17 protein-coding genes are annotated in these 20610 nt (G+C 64.6%); 11 read left to right on the top strand and 6 right to left on the bottom strand.

Translation table 11 applies throughout. The annotated features are described in order from the left end of the window. Nucleotides 1–8: 8 nt before the first annotated feature. Nucleotides 9–1514 carry a four-carbon acid sugar kinase family protein gene (locus tag M8J71_RS18985; RefSeq protein ID WP_256249360.1) on the bottom strand — a complete coding sequence of 502 codons (1506 nt, stop codon included), beginning with the start codon at nucleotides 1512–1514 and terminating at the stop codon, nucleotides 9–11. A gap of 157 nt (nucleotides 1515–1671) precedes the next feature. On the opposite strand from M8J71_RS18985, the gene M8J71_RS18980 reads away from it, so the two are divergent. Then, nucleotides 1672–2376: a FadR/GntR family transcriptional regulator gene (locus tag M8J71_RS18980; RefSeq protein ID WP_256249359.1), complete on the top strand. Its 705-nt coding sequence runs from the start codon at nucleotides 1672–1674 to the stop codon at nucleotides 2374–2376. A gap of 20 nt (nucleotides 2377–2396) precedes the next feature. On the opposite strand, the gene M8J71_RS18975 is transcribed toward M8J71_RS18980, so the two are convergent. From M8J71_RS18975 to M8J71_RS18965, 3 genes are read right to left on the bottom strand one after another with little or no spacing between them, the layout of a single operon-like run. Next, complete coding sequence (locus tag M8J71_RS18975; protein ID WP_256249358.1) at nucleotides 2397–3413, bottom strand: LacI family DNA-binding transcriptional regulator; 1017 nt, start codon at nucleotides 3411–3413, stop codon at nucleotides 2397–2399. A 17-nt stretch (nucleotides 3414–3430) separates the two neighbouring features. Beyond that, complete coding sequence (locus M8J71_RS18970) at nucleotides 3431–5008, bottom strand: glycoside hydrolase family 43 protein (RefSeq protein ID WP_256249357.1); 1578 nt, start codon at nucleotides 5006–5008, stop codon at nucleotides 3431–3433. Continuing rightward, nucleotides 5005–5892: a DUF6807 family protein gene (locus M8J71_RS18965; RefSeq protein ID WP_256249356.1), complete on the bottom strand. Its 888-nt coding sequence runs from the start codon at nucleotides 5890–5892 to the stop codon at nucleotides 5005–5007. The genes M8J71_RS18970 and M8J71_RS18965 overlap by 4 nt, the downstream gene beginning before the upstream one ends. 316 nt (nucleotides 5893–6208) lie before the next feature. Between M8J71_RS18965 and M8J71_RS18960 the strand changes: the two genes are divergently transcribed. The 6 genes from M8J71_RS18960 to M8J71_RS18935 all read left to right on the top strand — a co-directional run bounded on the left by M8J71_RS18960 (nucleotide 6209) and on the right by M8J71_RS18935 (nucleotide 13366). Further along, the gene (locus M8J71_RS18960; RefSeq protein WP_256249355.1) at nucleotides 6209–7519 is read left to right on the top strand and encodes an ABC transporter substrate-binding protein; all 1311 of its coding nucleotides are present in this window, start codon (nucleotides 6209–6211) and stop codon (nucleotides 7517–7519) included. A 46-nt stretch (nucleotides 7520–7565) separates the two neighbouring features. Then, the gene (locus M8J71_RS18955) at nucleotides 7566–8516 is read left to right on the top strand and encodes a carbohydrate ABC transporter permease (RefSeq protein WP_256249354.1); all 951 of its coding nucleotides are present in this window, start codon (nucleotides 7566–7568) and stop codon (nucleotides 8514–8516) included. Nucleotides 8517–8525: 9 nt separating this feature from the next. After that, nucleotides 8526–9422: a carbohydrate ABC transporter permease gene (locus M8J71_RS18950; RefSeq protein WP_163161505.1), complete on the top strand. Its 897-nt coding sequence runs from the start codon at nucleotides 8526–8528 to the stop codon at nucleotides 9420–9422. Nucleotides 9423–9570: 148 nt separating this feature from the next. Beyond that, nucleotides 9571–11586, top strand: a complete 2016-nt coding sequence (locus tag M8J71_RS18945; protein WP_256249353.1) for a pectinesterase family protein — start codon at nucleotides 9571–9573, stop codon at nucleotides 11584–11586. A gap of 19 nt (nucleotides 11587–11605) precedes the next feature. After that, nucleotides 11606–13069: a pectinesterase family protein gene (locus tag M8J71_RS18940; protein ID WP_256249352.1), complete on the top strand. Its 1464-nt coding sequence runs from the start codon at nucleotides 11606–11608 to the stop codon at nucleotides 13067–13069. Between the two features lie 84 nt (nucleotides 13070–13153). Then, nucleotides 13154–13366 (top strand): dodecin, encoded by a 213-nt coding sequence (locus M8J71_RS18935; protein WP_256249351.1) that lies wholly within the window; start codon nucleotides 13154–13156, stop codon nucleotides 13364–13366. Nucleotides 13367–13444: 78 nt separating this feature from the next. Here M8J71_RS18935 and M8J71_RS18930 read toward each other — a convergent pair whose 3' ends face one another. Both M8J71_RS18930 and M8J71_RS18925 read right to left on the bottom strand, forming a co-directional pair. Next, nucleotides 13445–13663, bottom strand: a complete 219-nt coding sequence (locus M8J71_RS18930) for a hypothetical protein (RefSeq protein ID WP_163161497.1) — start codon at nucleotides 13661–13663, stop codon at nucleotides 13445–13447. A gap of 133 nt (nucleotides 13664–13796) precedes the next feature. Beyond that, nucleotides 13797–14702 (bottom strand): helix-turn-helix domain-containing protein, encoded by a 906-nt coding sequence (locus M8J71_RS18925; protein WP_256249350.1) that lies wholly within the window; start codon nucleotides 14700–14702, stop codon nucleotides 13797–13799. 196 nt (nucleotides 14703–14898) lie between these two features. On the opposite strand from M8J71_RS18925, the gene M8J71_RS18920 reads away from it, so the two are divergent. The 4 genes from M8J71_RS18920 to M8J71_RS18905 all read left to right on the top strand — a co-directional run bounded on the left by M8J71_RS18920 (nucleotide 14899) and on the right by M8J71_RS18905 (nucleotide 20491). Further along, nucleotides 14899–15720, top strand: a complete 822-nt coding sequence (locus tag M8J71_RS18920; protein WP_256249349.1) for an aldo/keto reductase — start codon at nucleotides 14899–14901, stop codon at nucleotides 15718–15720. A gap of 68 nt (nucleotides 15721–15788) precedes the next feature. Continuing rightward, nucleotides 15789–16760, top strand: coding sequence for an aldo/keto reductase (locus M8J71_RS18915; RefSeq protein WP_256249348.1), 972 nt, complete (start codon nucleotides 15789–15791; stop codon nucleotides 16758–16760). Continuing rightward, on the top strand, nucleotides 16754–17782 hold the full coding sequence (locus M8J71_RS18910) for an NAD-dependent epimerase/dehydratase family protein (protein ID WP_256249347.1): 1029 nt from the start codon (nucleotides 16754–16756) through the stop codon (nucleotides 17780–17782). Before M8J71_RS18915 ends, M8J71_RS18910 begins: the two co-directional genes overlap by 7 nt. A gap of 156 nt (nucleotides 17783–17938) precedes the next feature. Next, the gene (locus M8J71_RS18905) at nucleotides 17939–20491 is read left to right on the top strand and encodes a rhamnogalacturonan lyase (protein ID WP_256249346.1); all 2553 of its coding nucleotides are present in this window, start codon (nucleotides 17939–17941) and stop codon (nucleotides 20489–20491) included. Nucleotides 20492–20610: the final 119 nt, after the last annotated feature.

Below are 20610 nucleotides of genomic sequence, written 5' to 3'. Positions count from 1 at the left end.
GGTGGGGATTAGAAAGTGCTGCTGAGCTTGCGGGTGACGTCGGCCAGGGACTGGTCGTCGCCCACGTTGCCGGCGAAGACGATGTACGGGATGCCCTTGGCGGGGCCGTCCACGGGCTCCCAAAGGCTCACGATGCCGGGGAGCATGGGACCCCGGACGATGGCATGGCGGATCTCCAGGCCGTGGGCAGCCACGTCCGAGGAGGTGATTCCGCCCTTGGCGATGACGAACCGCGGCGGGAAGGTCTTGAGCGTCCGGTTGACCACCGCTACGACGGCGGCCGAGACGGTGCGTGCAATCCGCAGGCTTTCAGCGGGATCATCCGTCTTGATCAGCAGCCGGCTGGTGTGGACGATGACGTCGCCGCTGCGGAGGGCTTCGACGACGGTGTCCACGGTCTGGTCCAGGTGGCCGTCAGCGTGGGCGCCAAGGAGCTTTTCGACGTCGATCTCAACGATCCGGGCCGCGCTGTGCTGTTCGGTCAGGGCCTTGAGCTGGCGGGTGGTGACGCCCACGTGGGAGCCGACGACGATGAGCCCGCCGGCCTCGGACGGGGTGTTGTCGGCGTAGGCTTCAGCTCCGGTGAGTTCGGTGCGGATCTCCTGGCCGATCCTGGCACGGCCGAACGGCGGGCCCACGCGGTAGAGCAGTTTCTTGCCCCGCCGCTCGGCTTCCTCCAGGCCGAGGGACAGCGCCCGAAGGTCATTCTCCGTGACAATGTCGGCCACAATCGGCGTGGAGTCAGTGGCCGCGTCGATGGCGTCGGCGATGGCGTTGGCGCTGATCTGCGCACCGTCTGACGCATCTGCGGCCGAAGCCCCGGCGCGGATGATGTTGAGGTCCAGGACGATCACTGAATCCGCAGCGAAGCGGCCCCGGGATTTCTCCTGGACGTAGTCGGCCATCACGGACGTCGTGAAGCCGAAGGTGGCATCCTTCGCGAATTCGGTGTCGGACACCGGGGTGAGGGTGCCGGCAGCATCACCCGTGCCGCGCATGTAGTGGACACCGCCGATGGTGACCCGCCCGGCGTCCGGGAAGGCAGGGACCAGCACCACGCCGTCGGTCTGTTCGCCGCTGACGTCCGCAACCGTGGCGGCAATGACGTCCGGCTCCAGGGGGTAGTGGCCGCGGAGGGTGGAATCGCTGCGGCTGACGAAGCCCAGTCGGAGACTGGAACCAACACCGCCGTCCGGCGAGCCGGCAGCGGCGAGGGCGTTGCGGACCACTTCCTCATTGCGGGCGGCTGCCTCGGCGGGGTCCAGGCTGCGGGTGTTGGTGAGGACGTAGACGGCGGGCTTGGCCTGGCCGAAGGCCCAGATGAAGTCCTCCACTTCCCACCGGGTGAGCACGGGCAAATCTGCCACGGACTGCGTTCCGGTGGGGTCGTCGTCGAGCACCACCAGGACACGCGGTGTCTCCGCGTTGGAGGCGGCCAGCGTGCTGGCCACCAGTTCGGCGGGAATCCGGACCTCGGCCGGGTAGGCGGCCAGAACGTCTGCTTCAAGCGTCACAGGGGGCTCCGTTGTGTATGAATCCTGGCGGATCCTGATGTAAAAGGGACCTGTAAGATGTCTGACATCTTGCATCTGATGCTAGTGTGGCATAGGACATAAAGACGCGCAAGTAGATTTGTCTGACATATTCACGAGGGGCACTGACGGGGGCAGCATGGCAAGGAAGTCACTGGTAGGGCAGGTGGCGGACGAACTCCTGGACCGCATCATCGCGGGCGAATTTCCCCCCGGCGCCACTGTTCCGGGCGAGCACGAACTGAGCGCGGCCCATGAAGTCAGCCGGATGACTGTCCGCGAGGCAATGAAAACGCTTGAGGCGCAGCGCATCCTCAGCGTCGAGCGCGGGCGCGGCACCTTTGTGAACCCACTCAACCGGTGGGCCTCGCTGGAGGCAGTGCTGCGCGCGGCCTCCGAGGGCAAGAACGAAGCGGAGGCCTCCGTCCAGCTCATCGAACTCCGCCGCATGCTGGAGACCGGCGCCTGCGAACTCGCCGCGGGGCGCATCAGCGACGCGGACATCCAAACGCTCTACGGCCACGTGGCCGCCATGCGGGCCGCCCACGAGGTGAACGACGTCGCCGCCTTCGTGGAAGCGGACCTCGCATTCCACGACCTGATCCTGCATTCCTCCGAGAACGTTTTTGTGGCCGTCCTTTTCGAACCGCTCCACCGGGTCCTGGAAAAGCGGCGGACCGAAACGTCAGCGGTGCGCGAGATTCAGGTGCACGCCATCGGTCATCACCAGAACATCGCCGAAGCACTGGAATCCCGTGATGCTGCACGCTCCCGGGAGGCAATGGACGCACACATGCAGCAGACCCTGGACGACCTCAAAAACCTGGTGCTCGAGGCAAAGTAAACCCGAGCGCCCCTGGATTGTCAGCGCGCCGGCGGGGCCGTTGTTCCCCGGACCACGAGTTCGGTCGCTACTTCGAGGGCTGTGGGAACGGCGGTGCCGGACTGGTCCTGCTGCTCCGTCAACATTCCCACCGCCATGGAAGCAAGCTGTGCCAGCGGCTGCCGCACCGTGGTGAGCGGCGGCGACGTCAACGCGGCCTGCGCAATATCGTCAAAGCCCACAATGCTCAGGTCTTCGGGGACGTGGAGCGAGCGCTGGCCGGCCGCGTTCATCACGCCCAGGGCCTGCAGGTCGCTGCCCGTGAAGATGGCGGTGGGCGGCTGGGGCAGGTCCAGCAGTTCCCCGCCCAGCCGCATTCCCGACTCAATACTGAAGTCGCCGTCCTGCACCAGCTCCGGCAGGACGGGCAGCCCGGCCTCATGAAGCGCAGCTGCGTAGGCGGCGTAGCGGGCACGGCCGTGCCCGGGACTGTGCTTGCGGCCGGTGATGATGCCGATCCTGCGATGGCCCTGGCCCAGCAGGTGGCTTACTGCGGCCAGGGCGCCGGAGAACGACGCCGGGCTGACGCTGGGGATTGCCAGCCCTTCGGTTCCTTCGGGGTCGATGGCGACGGCGGGAATCTTCAGCGTCCGAAGCGTAGTAACGAGGCGCGAATCCTTCCGCGGCGCCAGCAGCAGCACGCCGTCGAGCCGGTTGACGGACGGCTCGCGCAGCTTCCGCCAGCGCTCCGCCGTCGCATGCTCAGCGCGCGCGTAGGCGACGGCATAGCCCAGCCGGTCCGCGGCCGCCTCCACTCCCGCCATGGTCTCCAGGACCCAGGGAGAGTCGAAGTTGTTCACCACAAGCTGCAGGACTCCCGGCTGGGTGGCCGACGCGGCGCGCTTCGAGTAGTCAAGCTCCTCGAGTGCCTGCTGAACCCTGGCGCGGGTGGCCTCGGAGACGTGGGTCCGGCCGTTGAGCACCTTGGACACCGTAGGCACGGAGACGCCTGCTGCGGCCGCGACGTCAGCAATTTTGGGACGCGGAGTGGCGGTCACAGGGGCGGTCCTCGGAGTCATGTAGTTACGGCGGCGTATTGCGGGGCGGTGGGACGCCGGGCCGGCGCAACGTCCACCCGGACCGGTCCCACGATAACATTGCCGCGCTCCTCCGAGCCCAGTGGTGAGGCCGCGAAGAGGCCCAGCTCCGCGCCGATCCACTGGCCTTTCACTACGTCGAAGTTCCAGCCCTGGACTTCCCACGGTTCCCCGGGTCCGGAGCGCCAGGCAAAGGTGGACCGGGGTGTGCCGTCGGTTCGGATCTGCAGTTCAATCCGGGAACCCGGCAGGACACGTTGCCTGCCCAGCCGCTGCTCGTGGGGCCCCTCTCCCCCGGTGCCATCGCCCAGGACATAGCCTTCAGTTGTCCTGACGATGCCCAGCCAGGCGTATCTCAGCCCCAGCACCACCACGCCTGCGCGGGTTCCCACCGGGACGTCCTGCAGCTCAAGCGACGTGGTGAACGTGGATGGCGTTCCGGGCAGGATTTGCCCGAGCAGGTTCGGGAGCTCGCGGAGGTTCACCGGATCGTTGGCCTTGGGCTTGAGGACGAGGTGCCCAACCCCGCACTGGTGCGCCCAGTCATCCTGCGGATTCGCTTGCCAATGCCACTGCGGCCCCAGCCGTGGTGACGAGAAGTCGTCGCTGGCCGGCGGTGCGATGTTTTCGGCGGCAGTACCCACCGGGTAGGGATGGGTCATCACGGGGGTTCCCGATCCGCCGTCGGGATTCCGGACTGCCATCCAGGGCCAGCCGTCCTCGCTCCACCCCATGGGCTGCAGGTGCACCACCCGGCCGTAGGGTCCGCGGTCCTGGAAGTGCAGGAACCAGTCCTCGCCCCGGGGACTGGTGACCCAGGCGCCCTGGTGGGGTCCGTTGACCTCGGTATTTCCCTGTTCGAGGACGCGCCGCTCCTCGTAGGGCCCGAACGGGGACCTGGACCGGAATACCGACTGCCAGCCGGTGGCCACTCCGCCCGCCGGGGCGAAGATCCAGTACCAGCCGTCCCTCTTGTAGAACTTCGGGCCTTCCAGGGTGGTGTACCCCGGGAGGTCGGCCCCGTTGATCACATGCGTGCCGTGGTCCAGAAGCCTGCCGGCGTCCGGGCTCATGCGGTGGACCGTGAGCCGGTTCTTCACGCCCACCCGGCTCTGGGCCCAGCCATGCACCAGATAGGCCTGGCCGTCGTCGTCCCACAAGGGGCAGGGATCGATGAGCCCGCGGCCGGCGTACAGGAGATGCGGGGTGGTCCACGGGCCCTCAGCCTTTTCGGCGCTCAACACGAAGATGCCATGATCCGGATCAGGATAGAAGATCCAGAAGCGCCCGTCGTGGTACCGGAGTGAGGGAGCCCAGACGCCGCTGCCGTGGCGCACCAGCGAGTAGTGGCTGGTCTGGGGGAGCTCGGTGAGCGCGTGACCGGCATGCTCCCAATCCACGAGGTTCCGCGAGCGAAGGACCGGCAGGCCGGGGACGCGGTTGAAGCTGGAGGCGATGAGGTAGTAGACGCCGTCCACCTGCACCGCATCCGGATCCGGCCAGTCGGCGTTAAGGATCGGGTTGCGGTAGGCGGGGGCGGGGATCCGGGTAGTCATGACGTCCTGTCGGGAGAGCTGCGGCTTACGAGGGGGTGCTGGCTTAGGAGGCCCAAGGCATGGGCGGCGGTGGACACCTGGCCGTCATGGATAACGGCGTGCAGGGAAAGCTTGAGCGGGTTGCTGTGGTCCACGACGGCAGGTTCCGCCCATGCCACGGCCGGTCCGGCGCCAAGGTAGCCTTCGGCCCGAATGAACCACGGAAGCAGCTGGCCGGGCTCCTGTGCGAGTACCACACTGACAGGTCCGCCATCGATCACCATGCCGATCGAAAGCCAGGGCGAGAGTGAACCGTGGGCAGCATCGGCACCGCTGCCGGCGCTGGACAGGACAAGCGGCTCGCTGCTGCCGTAGGGAAAGCGCCAGAAAATGCCGCCGTAGCCAGCACCCTTCCGCCCTTTCACGGCCGACGACGTTACCTCCAGCCGCTGCACGCCTGCCGCGGGGACAATCACCGAGGACAACGAAAGGCCCCACGTCCCGGGGCCTGTGTGGGGAAAGTACCGGATGCGACGCTGCTCGACGGCGAGTTCCCCACCGTCCTTGGACAACCAGGAGACGCTGCCGGACGCTTCCTCCGGCGTTGACTGCCAGGCTTGCGGCAGCTGCCTTCCGTGGTTGGCCAGGAGCATGGGTCCATTGCCCGCCGTATAGGTTGACCCGCCCCAGAAATTGGTTCCGTTGACGTCCGAGAAGGCGATGGAAAGCCCCGGGCGGGGCCGGTGGTCAGCCGGTTCAGCATCGGTGACAACCGCGCCCGCCACGGAACGTACCGGGTGCAGATAGGGCCGGGGCGCAAGGTTGGCCGGCTGTTGAAGAGCGGTGTTGTGGGCGGCGTGAGGGTGCTCCCGCCGGGGTGGACCCGGCGCTTCAGCGGGTTGCATGCAATGGGCCAAGCCGACCTCCAGTAGGGGCAGTTCAAGGGATGTGGGGTTCAGCATAGCCAGATCAGAAAGAGTCGGCAAGAAGTATGGAAACTTTCCGCTATCTCTTCAATTGCGGTTTTCAAAATTGTGTTGACAGTCACAGCCGGTCTTTGCTAGAAATCGTTTACCGAGTTTTGGTTTTCGTTGCTTTGGCTGTTTCGGCTGGTCCTTTGCCGAGAACCGCTGCCATACCCGACACAGAAACTTTCTGAACTATTTTCACGATTAGCGGCCCGCGCACTAGCAGTGGGCAACCCTAGAGAGGCGTCATTCAATGATGAAGACTGTCAGCACCCCCATCTCCCGCAGGTTGGTCCTGGGCGCAGCCGTTACGGCCGCAGGCTTGGCGCTGAGCGGCTGTGGCGGAGGTTCGGCGCCTGCTGCCGGTGGCGGCGGCAACGTGGAGTTGAACTTTGTCTATTGGGGTGACTCCAACCGGGCCAAGATGACGGACGCGGCAATCAAGATCTTCGAGGAGAAGAACCCCGGCATCACTGTCAAGAGCGAATACCAGGACAGCGGCCCCTACGCCGACAAACTGGCTACCCGCTTCGCCGGCGGAAACCCGCCTGACGTCCTGAACATGGCCAACCGTACGCTCCTTGAGTACGCACAGCGGGGCACCCTCGCCGACCTGAAGTCCTTCCCGGAGATCGACCTCAAGAACATCCCCGCCACAATCCAAAGCCGCGGCGAGGTTGACGGAAAACTTTACGGCCTGGCAACCGGAGTCAACCTCATCGGCATGGTGGTGAACAAAACCATTACCGACCAGGCCGGGGTCACCATTCCGGATGACAAAACCTGGAGCTGGGAAGACTATGCAAAGTTCGCCACCGAGATCACGCAGAAAACCGGCGGCAAAATCTACGGCGCAGGCTATGACGTAGCCACCGAAACGGGCCCCATCCTCTTCGCAAGGCAACGGGGCGAGGACTTCTACACCAAGGACAACAAGCTCGGCGTCAGCGAAGGGACCATGCGCGACTGGTTCCAGTACAGCGTTGATCTGCGTGCTGCGGGAGGCTACCCGCCCGCGGGCTTCTTCGAACAGATTGGCGGCTCCCCTGCCCAGTCGTACCTGGCCAAGGGCACCGTCGCCTCCCAGATCATCCCGATCAACAACTTCAAGGCCTATAACGAGGCCGCCGGCGGAAACGTGGTCCTGCTGCGTATGCCGGGCGAAACCACGGAAAAGCGCCGCGGATACTCGGCCGATCCCAGCATGCTGTGGTCCATTGCCGCGAAGTCGAAGCACCCGAAGGAAGCGGCGAAGCTGCTGAACTTCCTGATTAACGATGTCGACGGCGCTGCGGAGACGCTGACCCAGCGCGGCGTTCCCATCAACCCCGAAGTAACAAAGGCCATTATGCCCAAGCTCGGCGAGGATGACACGAAGTTTGTGCAGATGGTCGCCGACATCCAGAAGGACGACCTCGCACCGGCCTACGTCTACCCCAAGGGTGCAAGTGTTGTCGCGGACACCCTCAAGCAGCTGGCGACAGAAGTCGAGTTTGGCCGCGTCACCCCTGCCGAGGCAGCAAAAACCTTCCTCGAGAAGAGCAATGCCGCCATCAACAAGTAGCCGGCCCACGTCCAGAAATCCCGTTACGCAGATAGGAGCCTGACGCATGTCAGTGCTGACCAAGCAAGCCTCCGGCGCGGCCGCCTCCCTGGCCGCGCCGGGAAGGAAACCCAGCCGGGCACGCGGAAAGCGCACCAATCAGCGTTCCGGTTACCTCTTCCTGCTGCCGTGGTTCATCGGCATGCTGTTTACGATCATCCCGTTCTTCGCCTCCCTCTACCTGGCGTTTACGGACTACAACCTCTTCACAGAGCCGAACTTCGTGGGACTGGCAAACTTCCAGGCGATGTTCGAGGACCCGAGGCTCCTGCAGTCGCTGAAGGTCACATTCATCTACACCTTCGTTTCCGTGCCCATCTCCCTGGCCGTGGCCCTCCTGATAGCCCTGGTACTGAACCGCGGCCTGCAAGGCCTGGCGATTTACCGCTCCGTCTACTACCTGCCGTCCCTGCTCGGTGGAAGCGTCGCGATTGTGATGCTCTGGCGCTACATCTTCGGCAACGACGGAATCGTCAACGGCTTCCTGGGTCTCTTCGGGATCCAGGGCCCGGCATGGGTCACGGACCCTGAGTTCGCGTTGAGCACCCTGATCGTCCTGAACGTGTGGACCTTTGGTTCGCCGATGGTAATTTTCCTCGCCGGCCTGCGACAGGTGCCGTCCATGTACTACGAGGCCGCCTCCATCGACGGAGCGTCCCGGTGGCGGCAGTTCCGGAGCATCACCCTGCCGTTGATCAGCCCCATCATCTTCTTCAACCTCATCATGCAGCTGATCGGATCCTTCCAGACCTTCACCCAGGGCTACGTGATGAGCGGCGGCACCGGCGGACCGGCGGATTCCACGCTGTTCTACAACCTGTACCTGTACCAGAAGGGCTTCACGGAGTTCGAGATGGGGTATGCCTCGGCCATGGCATGGCTGCTGTTGATGATCATTGCGATTTTCACGGCCATCAACTTCATCGCATCCAAGTTCTGGGTCTTCTACGACAATTAAGGCACCGCTATGGCTCTCCTCGAACTACCCCTCAAGAACAAGCAAAAGAAGGACGTTCCCGCAGAGGACGCGCTCACCGGGACCACCGGCACACGCTTCTCACGGCACCTGATCCTGTGCCTGGTTGGCCTGGTGATGCTGTACCCGCTGTTATGGCTCGTCTCCAGCTCGTTCAAGCCCAGCAACGACATCTTCCGGCAGCTCGGACTATGGCCGGAAAACTGGGACTTCAGCAACTACGAGCAGGGCTGGACGGCGCTGAACCAGCCCTTCCACGTCTACCTGATCAACTCCCTGATTGTGGTGGTCTTCTCCATCGTGGGCAACATCTTCTCCTGTGCTCTGGCGGCCTACGCCTTCGCCCGGATGGAGTTCACCGGCCGGAAGCTCTTTTTCGCCCTGATGTTGGGAACCCTGATGCTGCCGGGCCACGTGCTCCTGGTGCCGCAGTACATCATCTTCTCGCAACTGGGATGGCTGGATACCTACCTGCCCCTGATCGTGCCGAATTTCATGGCAACGAACGCATTCTTCATCTTCCTTATGGTCCAGTTCATGAAGGCGCTCCCCAAGGAGCTGGACGACGCCGCCCAGATCGACGGGTGCGGCCCCTTCCGGACGTTCCTGCGCGTCATCCTGCCGCTGTGTGTTCCGGCGATGGCCACCACGGCCATCTTTACGTTTATCTCCACCTGGAACGAGTTCTTTGGCCCCCTGCTCTACATCCAGAACCAGGACCTCTACACCGTGCCGCTGGCACTGCGGGCCTTTATGGATTCCGAAGGCCAAAGCATGTGGGGGCCAATGTTCGCCATGTCCGTTGTGTCCATCGCACCCATCATCGGTTTCTTCATCGCCGGCCAGAAATACCTCATCAACGGAATCGCCACCACCGGGCTGAAGTAGGACAGAGCTGAAGTAGAACCGGGCTGAAGTAGCCCAGGGCTGGAAACAGCAGCCCCACCACCTTCTCCGTACGCATCATCACTGAACATCCCTGATTACCCGTGCCCGGGCTGGAGGCTGCCCGGGCACAAAAACAAAGGAGTTTTGTATGAGTCTGCGACGCCTGCTCTGCGCGGCCACCGCCGTCGTGATGCTGGGAAGCCTGACGGCGGTTCCTGCCGCCGCCTCCCCTGCCGGAGCCCCGCAACCGTCCGCCGCCCTGCCCGCCACCCTGATACCGGCTGCCGATGCCACCACCGAAGCGATGTGGAAGCAAACGCCCGATGGCTTTGCGGCGCTGCCAGGCTACGGCCTGTCCGGAACCACCGGTGGCCAGGCCGGCCGCATCGTCACCGCGTCCACCATCGAGGAACTGGCCAACTATGCAGCAGCGGCCGAACCGCTGGTCATCTTCATCCGCGGCAGCCTGACAGCCAGGGACTACATCAAGATCCCGGTCGCCGCCAACAAAAGCTTCATCGGGGCGGGTGCCGGCTCAGAAGTGATAAACGCAGGCTTCAAGCTCATCAACGTCTCCAACGTGATCTTCCGGAACTTCACCATCCGGGACTCCTACATCCCCGGCGACTGGGACGGCAAGCGCCCGGACAACGACCGCGACGGCATCCAGCTGGACACCACCCACCACGTCTGGGTTGACCACATGAAGATCCAGCGCATGGGCGACGGCCTGATCGACACCCGCAAGGACTCGGACCTCATCACCTATTCCTGGAACGTCTTCGCGGACAACAACAAAGCCCTGGGCGTCGGCTGGACCTCCAACGCGGTGACCCGGATGACCATCCACCACAACTGGATCCGCAACACCACACAGCGGAATTTCAGCCTTGATAACACTGCCGCGGCGCACGTCTACAACAACTACCTGCAGGACATCGGCCAGTACGGCATGATGGGCCGCAACGCTGCCAAGGTGGTCCTGGAGGGCAACAGCTTCAGCACCGTGCAGGACCCCATCGTCGCCAAGGATCCCGGCACCGAGGTGGTCAACCGGGACAACATCTTCAATGACACCCGCGGCCGCAGGGACAACATAGGCTCCGCCTTCGACCCCGCACAGAACTACGCCTACCAGAAGGACGACGCCGCCCGCGTTCCGGACATCGTTGCCGCCGGCGCAGGCCCACGGGAGGACAACGCCCCGAACAAATCAACAGAAATCACTGTTGCGCTGGACGGCACCGGCGATTTCGGCAGCCTCCAGGCAGCGATCGGATCCATCCCCAGCGGAAGCACGCTACCGCGCACCATCACCGTCAAACCCGGCACCTACCGCGAATCGGTGAACGTCTGGGCGGACCGCCCCAACCTCACCATCCAGGGTGCAACTGCCAACCCGGCCGACGTCGTCGTCAGCTACGACCTGCCGGCCAACGGCGTGAAGTTCTTCGGCGGTACCTGGGGCGCAGGCGGAAGTGCCACCCTCAACGTCCTCGCCGAGGGAACCACCGTGCGGAACCTGACGGTGGAGAACACCTACGATGAGGCCGCCAACGGAGGCAGCCAGGCGCTCGCTGTCCGGAGCGTGGCGGACAAGGTGATCTTCGACGGCACCCGCTTCCTTGGCAACCAGGACACCTACCTGGCGGACACCACCGGACGCGATGCCACCGCGCGCACCTACCTCAAGAACTGCTACATCGAAGGCGACGTGGACTTCATCTATGGCCGCGGAACTGCAGTGTTGGACGGCTGCACCATCCATTCCCTGGACCGCGGCAGCGCAACCAACAACGGCTACATCGTGGCTCCGAGCACCAAGAACTCCAATCCGTACGGCATCCTGATCGTGGACAGCAACCTCACCTCCAACGCCGCTGCGGGAACGGTCAGCCTGGGACGCCCCTGGTTCGCCAGTAGTGATCCTGACGCGCATCCTATGGCCGTGATCCGGGACTCCGTTTTGGGCAGCCACATCGCAGTCCGCGGCTGGGCGGATATGAGCGGCCACTCCTGGACCGAGGGCCGGTTCGCCGAGTACAACAACAGCGGACCCGGTGCCCACGTCAACGAGTTCCACCCCCAACTCACCCCCGAAGAGGCCAACAAGTTCACCAAGGCTGCCTTCCTCGGTGACTGGACCCCGGCGGGACGTGGTTGAGATGGCCCACACACCTGGGGTGAACGTCCGACGCCGGACCCTCCTGGCAGCCGGCCTCACCGCAACTGGCCTGGCGGCTTCCGGCCTTCTTGCCCCGGGCGCGACGGCGGCGACTGCGGCGATACCGGGCAGCCGGGACGCCGCCGCCGGCTCCCACGGCTTTGCCGAAGCCGGCCTGCCGGTGAACCGCACCCTGGGCGGCAACGCCTGGAGTGACAAGCCCACAGGTTTTGCCGGGGTGGCAGCCCACGGCCGCGCCGGCACCACCGGAGGGGCCGGCGGTGACGTCGTCCATGCGGTCACCCCGGACCAGCTCCGCGGCTTTGCCAAGAGCCCCGAACCTCTGGTGGTGATCCTGCACGGCGAACTGGTGTTCCCGCACTACGAGAAGCTGGTTGTCAGCGCCAACAAGTCCTTCCTCGGGGCGGGCGAAGGAGCTGCGGTGGTCAATGCAGGATTTAAGCTCATCAACGTCTCCAACGTGGTGTTTCGCAATTTCACCGTCCGGGACTCCTACATTCCGGGCGATTTCGAGGGGAAGCGCCCGGACAACGACAGGGACGGTATCCAGATGGACACCTGCACCCACATCTGGGTGGACCACATGCACTTCACCCGGCTGGGCGACGGCCTGGTGGACATCCGCAAGGACTGCGACAACGTCACCCTGTCCTGGAACGTCTTCTCGGACCACAACAAGGCGCTCGGCGAAGGCTGGACCTCGAACGTGGTCACCCGGCTCACCCTGCACCACAACTGGATCCGGAACACCCACCAGCGCAATGCAAGCTTGGACAACACAGCAGCATCGCACGTCTACAACAACTACCTGGAGAACATTTCCAGCTACGGGATGCTCGGGCGGAACGCTGCCTTGCTGGTGGTGGAGGGCAACTACTTCCGCGGCGTCCGGAACCCACTGCACCATCAGGGACCGGGCGGTGGGCTGGTGGCCCGCGGCAACATATTCGAGGAGTGCACCGGCAACACCGGCCAGGAGCGGGGACAGTCGTTTGATCCCGCCGAGGCGTACAACTATGAACTGACGCCCACCGCTGCAGTACCGGCACTTGTCCGGGCGTTCGGCGGGCCCCTGGGCGGCACGGAACCTGCTGCACGGAGGGTCATTACGGTGGCACTGGACGGCACGGGAGACTTCGCCAGCATCAGGGCGGCGGTAGGGGCGATTCCCACCAACAACCCCGGCCCCGTCACTGTGCTGGTCCAGCCGGGCACGTACCGCGAACCCGCCGTCATCTGGAGCGACCGGCGGAACATTACTCTGGCGGGGGCTACCGGAAAGGCTGAAGATGTGGTGCTGACGAACAGCGAGGGCCTGACCTTGCTGGTGGCGGCCGACGGTTCAACAGTGAAGGACCTCACGGTCACATCCGACACCCCACAGAACAGCACCGTCCTGCGAACCACAGGAAGGAACGTCAGCTATTCGAACGTGGCGGTTCTCAACGGAACATCCGGATAAGGGCTGGTCAACGTTCTTGAAGTCCTACTAGTCTTCAAGAACGGCCCGCAACCGGGAGCCCCAAGGCAATCACGAGGAGCGAAGTTGTCCAACCACACGTACAGCATTTCTGAAATTGTCGGCACGTCGGATCAGGGAGTGGACGACGCCGTCCGGAACGGAATCGCCAAGGCATCCCAGACCCTGAGGAACCTTGACTGGTTCGAGGTCAAGGAGATCCGTGGCCACCTGGAAGAGGGCAAAATCGCTGACTGGCAGGTGACCATCAAGCTCGGTTTCCGGCTCGAAGACCACTAGTCCAAGCACAACTGGCCCGCAGATAACACCCGTTTTCGGGGACGTTAACTGCGGGCCAGTTCGGCTTTAACGCAAAGGCTAATTTGCTGAAACGGCACCTGCCGAGCGCCGCCGCCACACGGTGGGGACGCCGTCGAACGCCGGGAACACGTGGCCTTCGAAGAAGGACAGGACCGTGTGCGGGTCCTGGTCCGGGCTCCAGAGGCCGGACACCGGGCAGTGCGAACCGGTAGCGGTAGAGGGAGCACCGACGGCTGCAGCAGCCTGGCGTTCCTTAAGCAGGGCGATGCGTTTCATCTTTGAGACCATCCTTGGAGTAAGAACTTGTTCCTCCAGCCTAGGAAGGCTTCCTGTCCTGCCAAATGGGCTCGTGGCCAGAATCCGTCCGTACGGCTGGCCAAACGTACAGCGGCCGCGGTACAGGCAGCAGCTAGTCGCCGCTTTCGGCAACGGTTGCAGGGGCGTCCGGCACCGAACTGCGGGGCTGCTCCGGATTCGCCACCGCGCCGAGGCTGCCGAGCAAGGCAAGGGCATCGGCCGACGGCGACCCGGGCCGGGCGGAATAGACCCTGAGCGTCTGGTCGGGGTCCTCCGGGAGGACAAGGTTCTCAAAGTTCAGTTCCAGGTCCCCGACCGCGGGATGGTGCAGACGGACGGCCCCTGCGGACCTGGACGCCACGCGATGCCCCGCCCACCATTGCCGGAAGTGCTCGCTGTTGACCGCCAGTTCACCCACGAGCTGGTTGGCCTGGGCGTCGTTGGGGTGCCGGCCAACGTCAAGGCGAAGGGCTCCGGCGGCTTCTGCAGCCACCGTCTTCCAGTCCCGGAACAGCTCCCGGGCTGCGGGGTCGAGGATGAGCCAGCGGGTCAGGTTCCTTTCCGCCACCGGGAGCGCCGGAAAATCGGTGAAGAGCAGGAACGCCAAACGGTTCCCGGCCAGTACGTCGCTCCGGCGCCCCAACACCATCGCCGGCACGTCCCCCACGGCCTCCAGGAGGTGGCGAAGGGCCGGGCGGACCGCCTGCGCCGCTTGCCCGGCTGAGCGCGGATTCGCAGCGCAGTTCTCCAGCAGATCCATCATGTGCGCCTGCTCGCTGCTGCTGAGGCGGAGCGCCCGGGACACGGCGTCCAACACTGTGCGCGAGGGGTGGATGTTCCGGCCCTGTTCGAGGCGGACGTAGTAATCGGTACTGACTCCCGCCAGCCTTGCCACTTCCTCGCGCCGAAGTCCGGGCACCCTGCGGGCCCCGGAGGTGGGCCCTGCCCCGGCGTCCTCGGGGCTCAGCCGGGACCGCATGGCTTTGAGGAATTTACCGAACTCGGCGCTTTGACCCATGCAAACCATTGTGACCCGCGCTGTCCGGCATCTTCTACAACGAAGGTAGGACTGGCAGTCCTAGGAAAAACAAGATCAGCCTTGCTTACTGACATCGGAGCCAAAAGTGCATAGGCTCAATAACGAGCCAGCGGAAACCGCTTTCTCCGCGTCGAGCCACCGGCACCCAAACCCGCACCTTTCAAGGAGCCCCACTATGTCAGAGCTGACACTGAACAACGGCGTCACCATCACCCAGCTTGGTTTCGGTGTTTTCCAGGTACCGCCGGAAGAAACACAGCGGACTGTGGAGGACGCGCTAGAGGCCGGCTACCGCCACATTGACACTGCTGCCGCATACCGCAACGAGGCCGGCGTGGGAGCAGCGATCGCGGCCACCGGCATCCCCCGCGAGGACATCTTTGTGACCACCAAGCTCCGGAACGGCGAGCAGGACCGGGCACAGGAAGCATTCCAGAACAGCCGTTTGGCACTTGGCCTGGACTACGTCGACCTGTACCTCATCCACTGGCCGGTCCCGTCGCAGGGCCTGTACGTCCAGGCCTGGAAGGAGATGGAGCGGCTGTACGAAAACAACCAGATCCGTGCCATCGGAGTCTCCAACTTCCTTGCCGGCCACCTGGACGACCTGCTGGAGTCCGCCGAAATTGTCCCGGCCGTGAACCAGATCGAACTCCACCCCAGCTACCAGCAGGCGGAACTGGCGGACAAGTGCCGGCGCCTGGGCATCGCGGTGGAAGCCTACAGCCCGCTTGGACGGGGCGCCGACCTGAACGGCAATGCCGTGACAGCCATCGCCAACGCCCACAACGCCACCACCGCCCAGGTGGTGCTCGCCTGGCACCTGGCGGCCGGAAACATCGTGATCCCCAAGTCCAGCCAGCCTGCCCGGATCCGGGAAAACTTCGCAGCTTCGGCCCTTAACCTTTCAGATGACGAGCTTGCGGCCGTCACCGCGCTTGAGTCCGGAGCGCGGCAGGGCTCGGATCCCGCCGTCGCCTCCTTCACCCAGATGTAGTCCATCCAGCTGTAGCCCACCCAGCTGAGCCAGGTCCCCGACAGGCTCTGCCACGAAAGGATCCACCAATGCAGTACACCCATCTGGGCCGCTCCGGCCTGAAGGTTTCCCGGCTCTGCCTGGGCACCATGAACTTCGGCCCGCAGACGGAGGAGTCCGACGCCCACAGCATCATGGACTCCGCACTGGACCACGGCATCAACTTCTTTGACACTGCCAACGTGTATGGCGGCGCCGGGCACCGCGGCTGGACCGAGGAGATCATCGGCCGCTGGTTCGCTAAGGGCGGCGAGCGCCGCGAGCACACGGTGCTGGCCACCAAGCTTTACGGAACCATGACGGACCGGCCCAACGAATCAAAGCTGTCCGCGCTGAACATCCGCCGCGCCCTGGATGCGAGCCTGAAGCGCCTGCAGACGGACTACATCGACATCTACCAGTTCCACCACATTGACCGGGACACCCCCTGGGACGAGATCTGGCAGGCCATCGAGGTGGCTGTCCAGCAGGGCAAGATCCTGTATTCCGGCAGCAGCAACTTCGCTGGCTGGCACATCGCCCAGGCGCAGGAGGCCGCGCGGCGGCGCAACTACACAGGGCTGGTCAGCGAGCAGTCCATCTACAACCTCTTTATGCGCCAGGTGGAGCTGGAAGTCATTCCGGCGGCCCAGCAGTACGGGCTGGGGCTCATCCCTTGGTCGCCGCTGCAGGGCGGACTCCTGGGCGGGGTGCTAAAGAAGGAACGGCAGGGCGTCCGCCGGACCGAGGGCCGGGCAGCCGAGACCCTGAAGAAGCACCAGGACCAGATCCAGCAGTACGAGGACTTCGCCGAGGAGCTGGGCCAGGAGCCCGGCGACGTCGCCCTCGCCTGGCTGCTGCACCAGCCCGCCGTTACGGCGCCCATCATCGGGCCGAGGACCCAGGAACAGCTCGACGCCGCCATCCGCGCTTCGGACGTCACGCTGGACGCCGATGCGCTTAAGCGCCTCGACGACATCTTCCCCGGCCACCGGACGGCGCCGGAAGACTACGCGTGGTAAACCCACTCGTTCGCGAAGCCGACACGGTGGCGCCGAGGAGCATCCTCTTCATCGGCGGCACCGGGGTCATCAGCGCGACAGCGGCGGAACGCGCCGTCGCGATGGGGCGCCGGCTGACAATCCTCAACCGGGGCCGGTCCACGAGGCCGGTCCCGGAAGGGGTGGAGACTTTGCGCGCGGACGTTCGGGACGTCTCCGCAGTCCGGGAAGCGCTGGCGGGACGCGAGTTCGATGCTGTCGCAGACTTCATCACCTACAAGCCCGACCAGGCCAAGGCCAGCCTGGAACTGTTCGCCGGACATACCGGCCAGTATGTGTTCATCAGCTCCGCGTCCGCGTACCAGAAGCCACCAACCCGGCTGCCGATCCGCGAGTCCACGCCGCTGAAGAATCCGTTCTGGCAGTACTCCCGGGACAAGATCGCCTGCGAGGAGCTGTTCTACCAGGCGTACCGGGAACAGGACTTCCCGCTCACCGTGGTGCGCCCCTCGCATACCTACGACCGCACCAAGATTGCCATGGTGGGCGGCTGGACAGACATCCACCGAATGCGGGCCGGGTTTCCCGTCATGGTGCATGGGGACGGCACGTCCCTCTGGACCCTTACACACAGCAAGGACTTCGCGAAGGCCTTCGTAGGGCTGCTGGGCCGGCCCCAGGCGATTGGCGAGAGCTACACCATCACCTCTGATGAATACCTGCCCTGGAACCAGATCTACCAGCTGTTTGCCCGGGCGGCAGGCGTGCCGGAGCCGGAGCTGGTGCACGTAGCTTCTGAAACCATTGCCGCGCACAGTGACGAACTTGGACCCAACCTGCTGGGCGACCGCTCCCACTCAGTGGTTTTCGACAACACCAAGATCAAGTCCCTGGTGCCGGACTACTGCGCCACCATCCCGTTTGCTGACGGAGCCAGGGAAATTGTGGACTGGTACGACGCCAATCCCGGACTGCAGGTTGTTGACCAGCAGTTTATGGACCTCAGTGACCGGTTGACCGGCTGGGCCCGCCGCGGCGCCTGACCCTCAATGAGCCTCGCCCGGCTTTTCCGGGCGGGGCCTCTACAACGTTCTAAATAGCCGCATTCCGAGCGCGCCGCAAGGGCTTGTTTAACCCACCACCCACCACTAGGTTACTGGGGAAGCGTTTTCCCAATCTCAAATTGAAAGGATTCACCGATGAATCCGAGCAGGAACTCTGCCCGCCTCCTTTCAGCAGGTGCCTTGGGCCTTGCCCTCACCTTTGGCTGCCTTGCCGCCCCGGCATCCGCCGTCGAACGTTCCCCTAAGCCCGGCACCCCCGGCGTCCAGCTGGACTACCTTGACCGGGGCCTCGTGGCCGCCAAAACCTCCGAGGGTGTCTTCCTGAGCTGGCGCCTCCTGGGCCACGAAGCTACTGGATCATCCGCTACGGGCCTGACCGGCACGGACTTCAACGTCTACCGCGACGGCCAGAAGCTGGCCACGGTCACGGACAGCACCAACTTCCTCGACCCCGCTGGGACAACCGCGTCGGAATACCAGGTACGGGCCGTCGTCGGCGGCGTTGAACTGGACCGCAGCGCCACCGCCAGCTCCTGGGGCGGCAATTTCAAGGACATCCCGCTCAAGAAGCCCGCTGACGGGGTTACCCCCACGGGCCAGGCGTACACATACGCCGCGAACGACGCGTCCATCGGGGATGTGGACGGCGACGGCCAGTACGAGTTCATCGTCAAGTGGGACCCGAACAACTCCAAGGACGTCTCCCAGGTGGGCTACACGGGCAACACCTACGTGGACACCTACAAGGCGGACGGCACCCTCCTCCACCGGATCGACCTCGGCGTGAACATCCGCTCTGGCGCCCACTACACCCAGCTCCTGGTCAACGACTTCGACGGCGACGGCCGTGCGGAGATGATGATGAAGACCGCCCCGGGAACCAAGAGCACCAACTTCAATGCCGACGGCAGCATTGCCTCGGAAAGCTTCATCACACTGCTGCAATCGGATATCAACGCCGGCTACGCCAATTCTGACGACTACCGGATGAGCGCCGCTGATTACTACCAGCACATGGTGAAGACGTTCCAGGGCTGGACCGAACATCCGGAAGTGAAGGCCGGCAACTGGCCAGCCACCCTGGAGGAAGCGTTTGGGATCGCCCCGAAGTACCAGTACCCTCTGTCCCAGGCCGACGCCCAAGCGCTGACCGACTACTTCATGGACGTCTACGCCCCGGCGCGCAGCGCCCGGAACAACCTGCGCGCCTTCGAGGGCTTCATTCTCTCCGGGCCGGAGTACCTCACCGTCTTTGAGGGCGCCACGGGCAAGGAGCTGAAGACGGTAGCCTACGAGCCCGGCAGGCACGACGACGGCCTGATGTGGGGCGATTACGCCATGGCCCGCATTGAACCCGGCAACCGCGTGGACCGGTTCCTCGCCGGCGTCGCCTACCTGGACGGCACGAAGCCGGCAGCCGTGTTCGCCCGCGGCTACTACACACGCAGCACGCTGGCTGCCTACACCTGGGACGGCTCCAACCTCTCCCCCGTGTGGAATGTGGACTCAGGCTGGGCCCCTATGACCAACCCGTTCAACGATTCGCCCCACGGCCGCGACGGGACCGATCCGGAGTTCGGGAAGCTCACTACGCAGGGCTTCCACTCCCTGAGTGCCTCGGACGTGGACGGTGACGGCAAGCAGGAGATCGTCTACGGCTCCGCCACGATCGACGACGACGGGTCCCTTCTCTACAGCTCCTTCGACACCATGCCGGCCGGCAGCGCCACCCCCGGCGAGGAAGCCCGCCTGGGCCACGGCGACGCCATGCACGTCACCGACATTGACCCCGCACGTCCGGGCAAGGAGATCTTCAGCGTGCACGAGGGCGGCACCTTTGCCCCCTACGGCTACGCCATGCGCGACGCCGCTACCGGCGAGGTGCTGTTCGGCGCCTACTCCGGCAGGGACACCGGCCGCGGCATGATCGGTGACGTGGATAAGACTGTCCCAGGCATCGAGAACTGGGCGATCGGCATGCAGTCAGCCGATGGCCGCAAGCTCTCCTCCACCGGACCTGGCACCAACATGAGCATCAAGTGGGCCGCGGACATGACCACACAGCTCGTCAACGGTTCCGGCGAGCAGACACCAACCATCGATGACTGGAAGCGCGGCCGGCTCCTCACGGCCACGGGAACCCGCACCAACAACACCACCAAGGGCAACCCGAGCCTGGTGGCGGACGTGGTGGGTGACTGGCGGGAAGAACTGCTGGTGAGGACCGCGGACAGCTCCGCCCTGCGGATGTACCTCAGCACCGAAGTGACAAACCACAAGCTCCACACGCTGATGCACGATCCCCAGTACCGCGCGGAGGTTGCCCGGCAGAACACCGCCTACAACCAGCCGGCCTACACGGACTTCTACCTCGCCTCCGACATGGACTTCGCTGACGTGCCCCTGCGGGCGGCATGGCTGCCGGGCAGCGTGAAGGCGCTGCAGCACGTCCTGGAAGACCTGGTCGAGTCAGGGGACGTCGCAGGGCCGGTAGGAAGCCAGCTGGCGGCGAGCATCCAGCAGGCGGCGAAGGCAGTCGAGGACGGCGACGAAGCCAGGGCCGCCCAGGCACTGCAGCGCTTTACGGACTTCCTGGGTCAGCAGAAGGGCCCGGACAAGGTATCGGACACCGCCCGCGTGGCCCTGACCTACAACGCCGAAAACATTCTGCGGGCGTTTGGGGACTAGCGGTCCAGCGTCGCTGACGCGCCGTGGTGGGAGAAAGTATGCGGTTGCCTCGCCCCGGGCTCTGGCCGAGGATGAGGTTTTGGGCAGATCATGGAGGTGTCTGCCGCGGTGGACGCCGG

The organism is Pseudarthrobacter sp. R1 (assembly GCF_024494415.1).
Taxonomy (GTDB): domain Bacteria; phylum Actinomycetota; class Actinomycetes; order Actinomycetales; family Micrococcaceae; genus Arthrobacter.
This window is presented reverse-complemented; position numbering and strand designations above follow the sequence as displayed.

Coding starts and splice junctions, on each gene's coding strand:
- M8J71_RS18980 (WP_256249359.1), top strand. CDS start 1,672: ATGGCAAGGAAGTCACTGGTAGGGCAGGTGGCGGACGAACTCCTGGAC.
- M8J71_RS18970 (WP_256249357.1), bottom strand. CDS start 5,008: ATGACTACCCGGATCCCCGCCCCCGCCTACCGCAACCCGATCCTTAAC.
- M8J71_RS18965 (WP_256249356.1), bottom strand. CDS start 5,892: ATGCAACCCGCTGAAGCGCCGGGTCCACCCCGGCGGGAGCACCCTCAC.
- M8J71_RS18960 (WP_256249355.1), top strand. CDS start 6,209: ATGATGAAGACTGTCAGCACCCCCATCTCCCGCAGGTTGGTCCTGGGC.
- M8J71_RS18955 (WP_256249354.1), top strand. CDS start 7,566: ATGTCAGTGCTGACCAAGCAAGCCTCCGGCGCGGCCGCCTCCCTGGCC.
- M8J71_RS18950 (WP_163161505.1), top strand. CDS start 8,526: ATGGCTCTCCTCGAACTACCCCTCAAGAACAAGCAAAAGAAGGACGTT.
- M8J71_RS18945 (WP_256249353.1), top strand. CDS start 9,571: ATGAGTCTGCGACGCCTGCTCTGCGCGGCCACCGCCGTCGTGATGCTG.
- M8J71_RS18930 (WP_163161497.1), bottom strand. CDS start 13,663: ATGAAACGCATCGCCCTGCTTAAGGAACGCCAGGCTGCTGCAGCCGTC.
- M8J71_RS18925 (WP_256249350.1), bottom strand. CDS start 14,702: ATGGGTCAAAGCGCCGAGTTCGGTAAATTCCTCAAAGCCATGCGGTCC.
- M8J71_RS18920 (WP_256249349.1), top strand. CDS start 14,899: ATGTCAGAGCTGACACTGAACAACGGCGTCACCATCACCCAGCTTGGT.
- M8J71_RS18915 (WP_256249348.1), top strand. CDS start 15,789: ATGCAGTACACCCATCTGGGCCGCTCCGGCCTGAAGGTTTCCCGGCTC.
- M8J71_RS18905 (WP_256249346.1), top strand. CDS start 17,939: ATGAATCCGAGCAGGAACTCTGCCCGCCTCCTTTCAGCAGGTGCCTTG.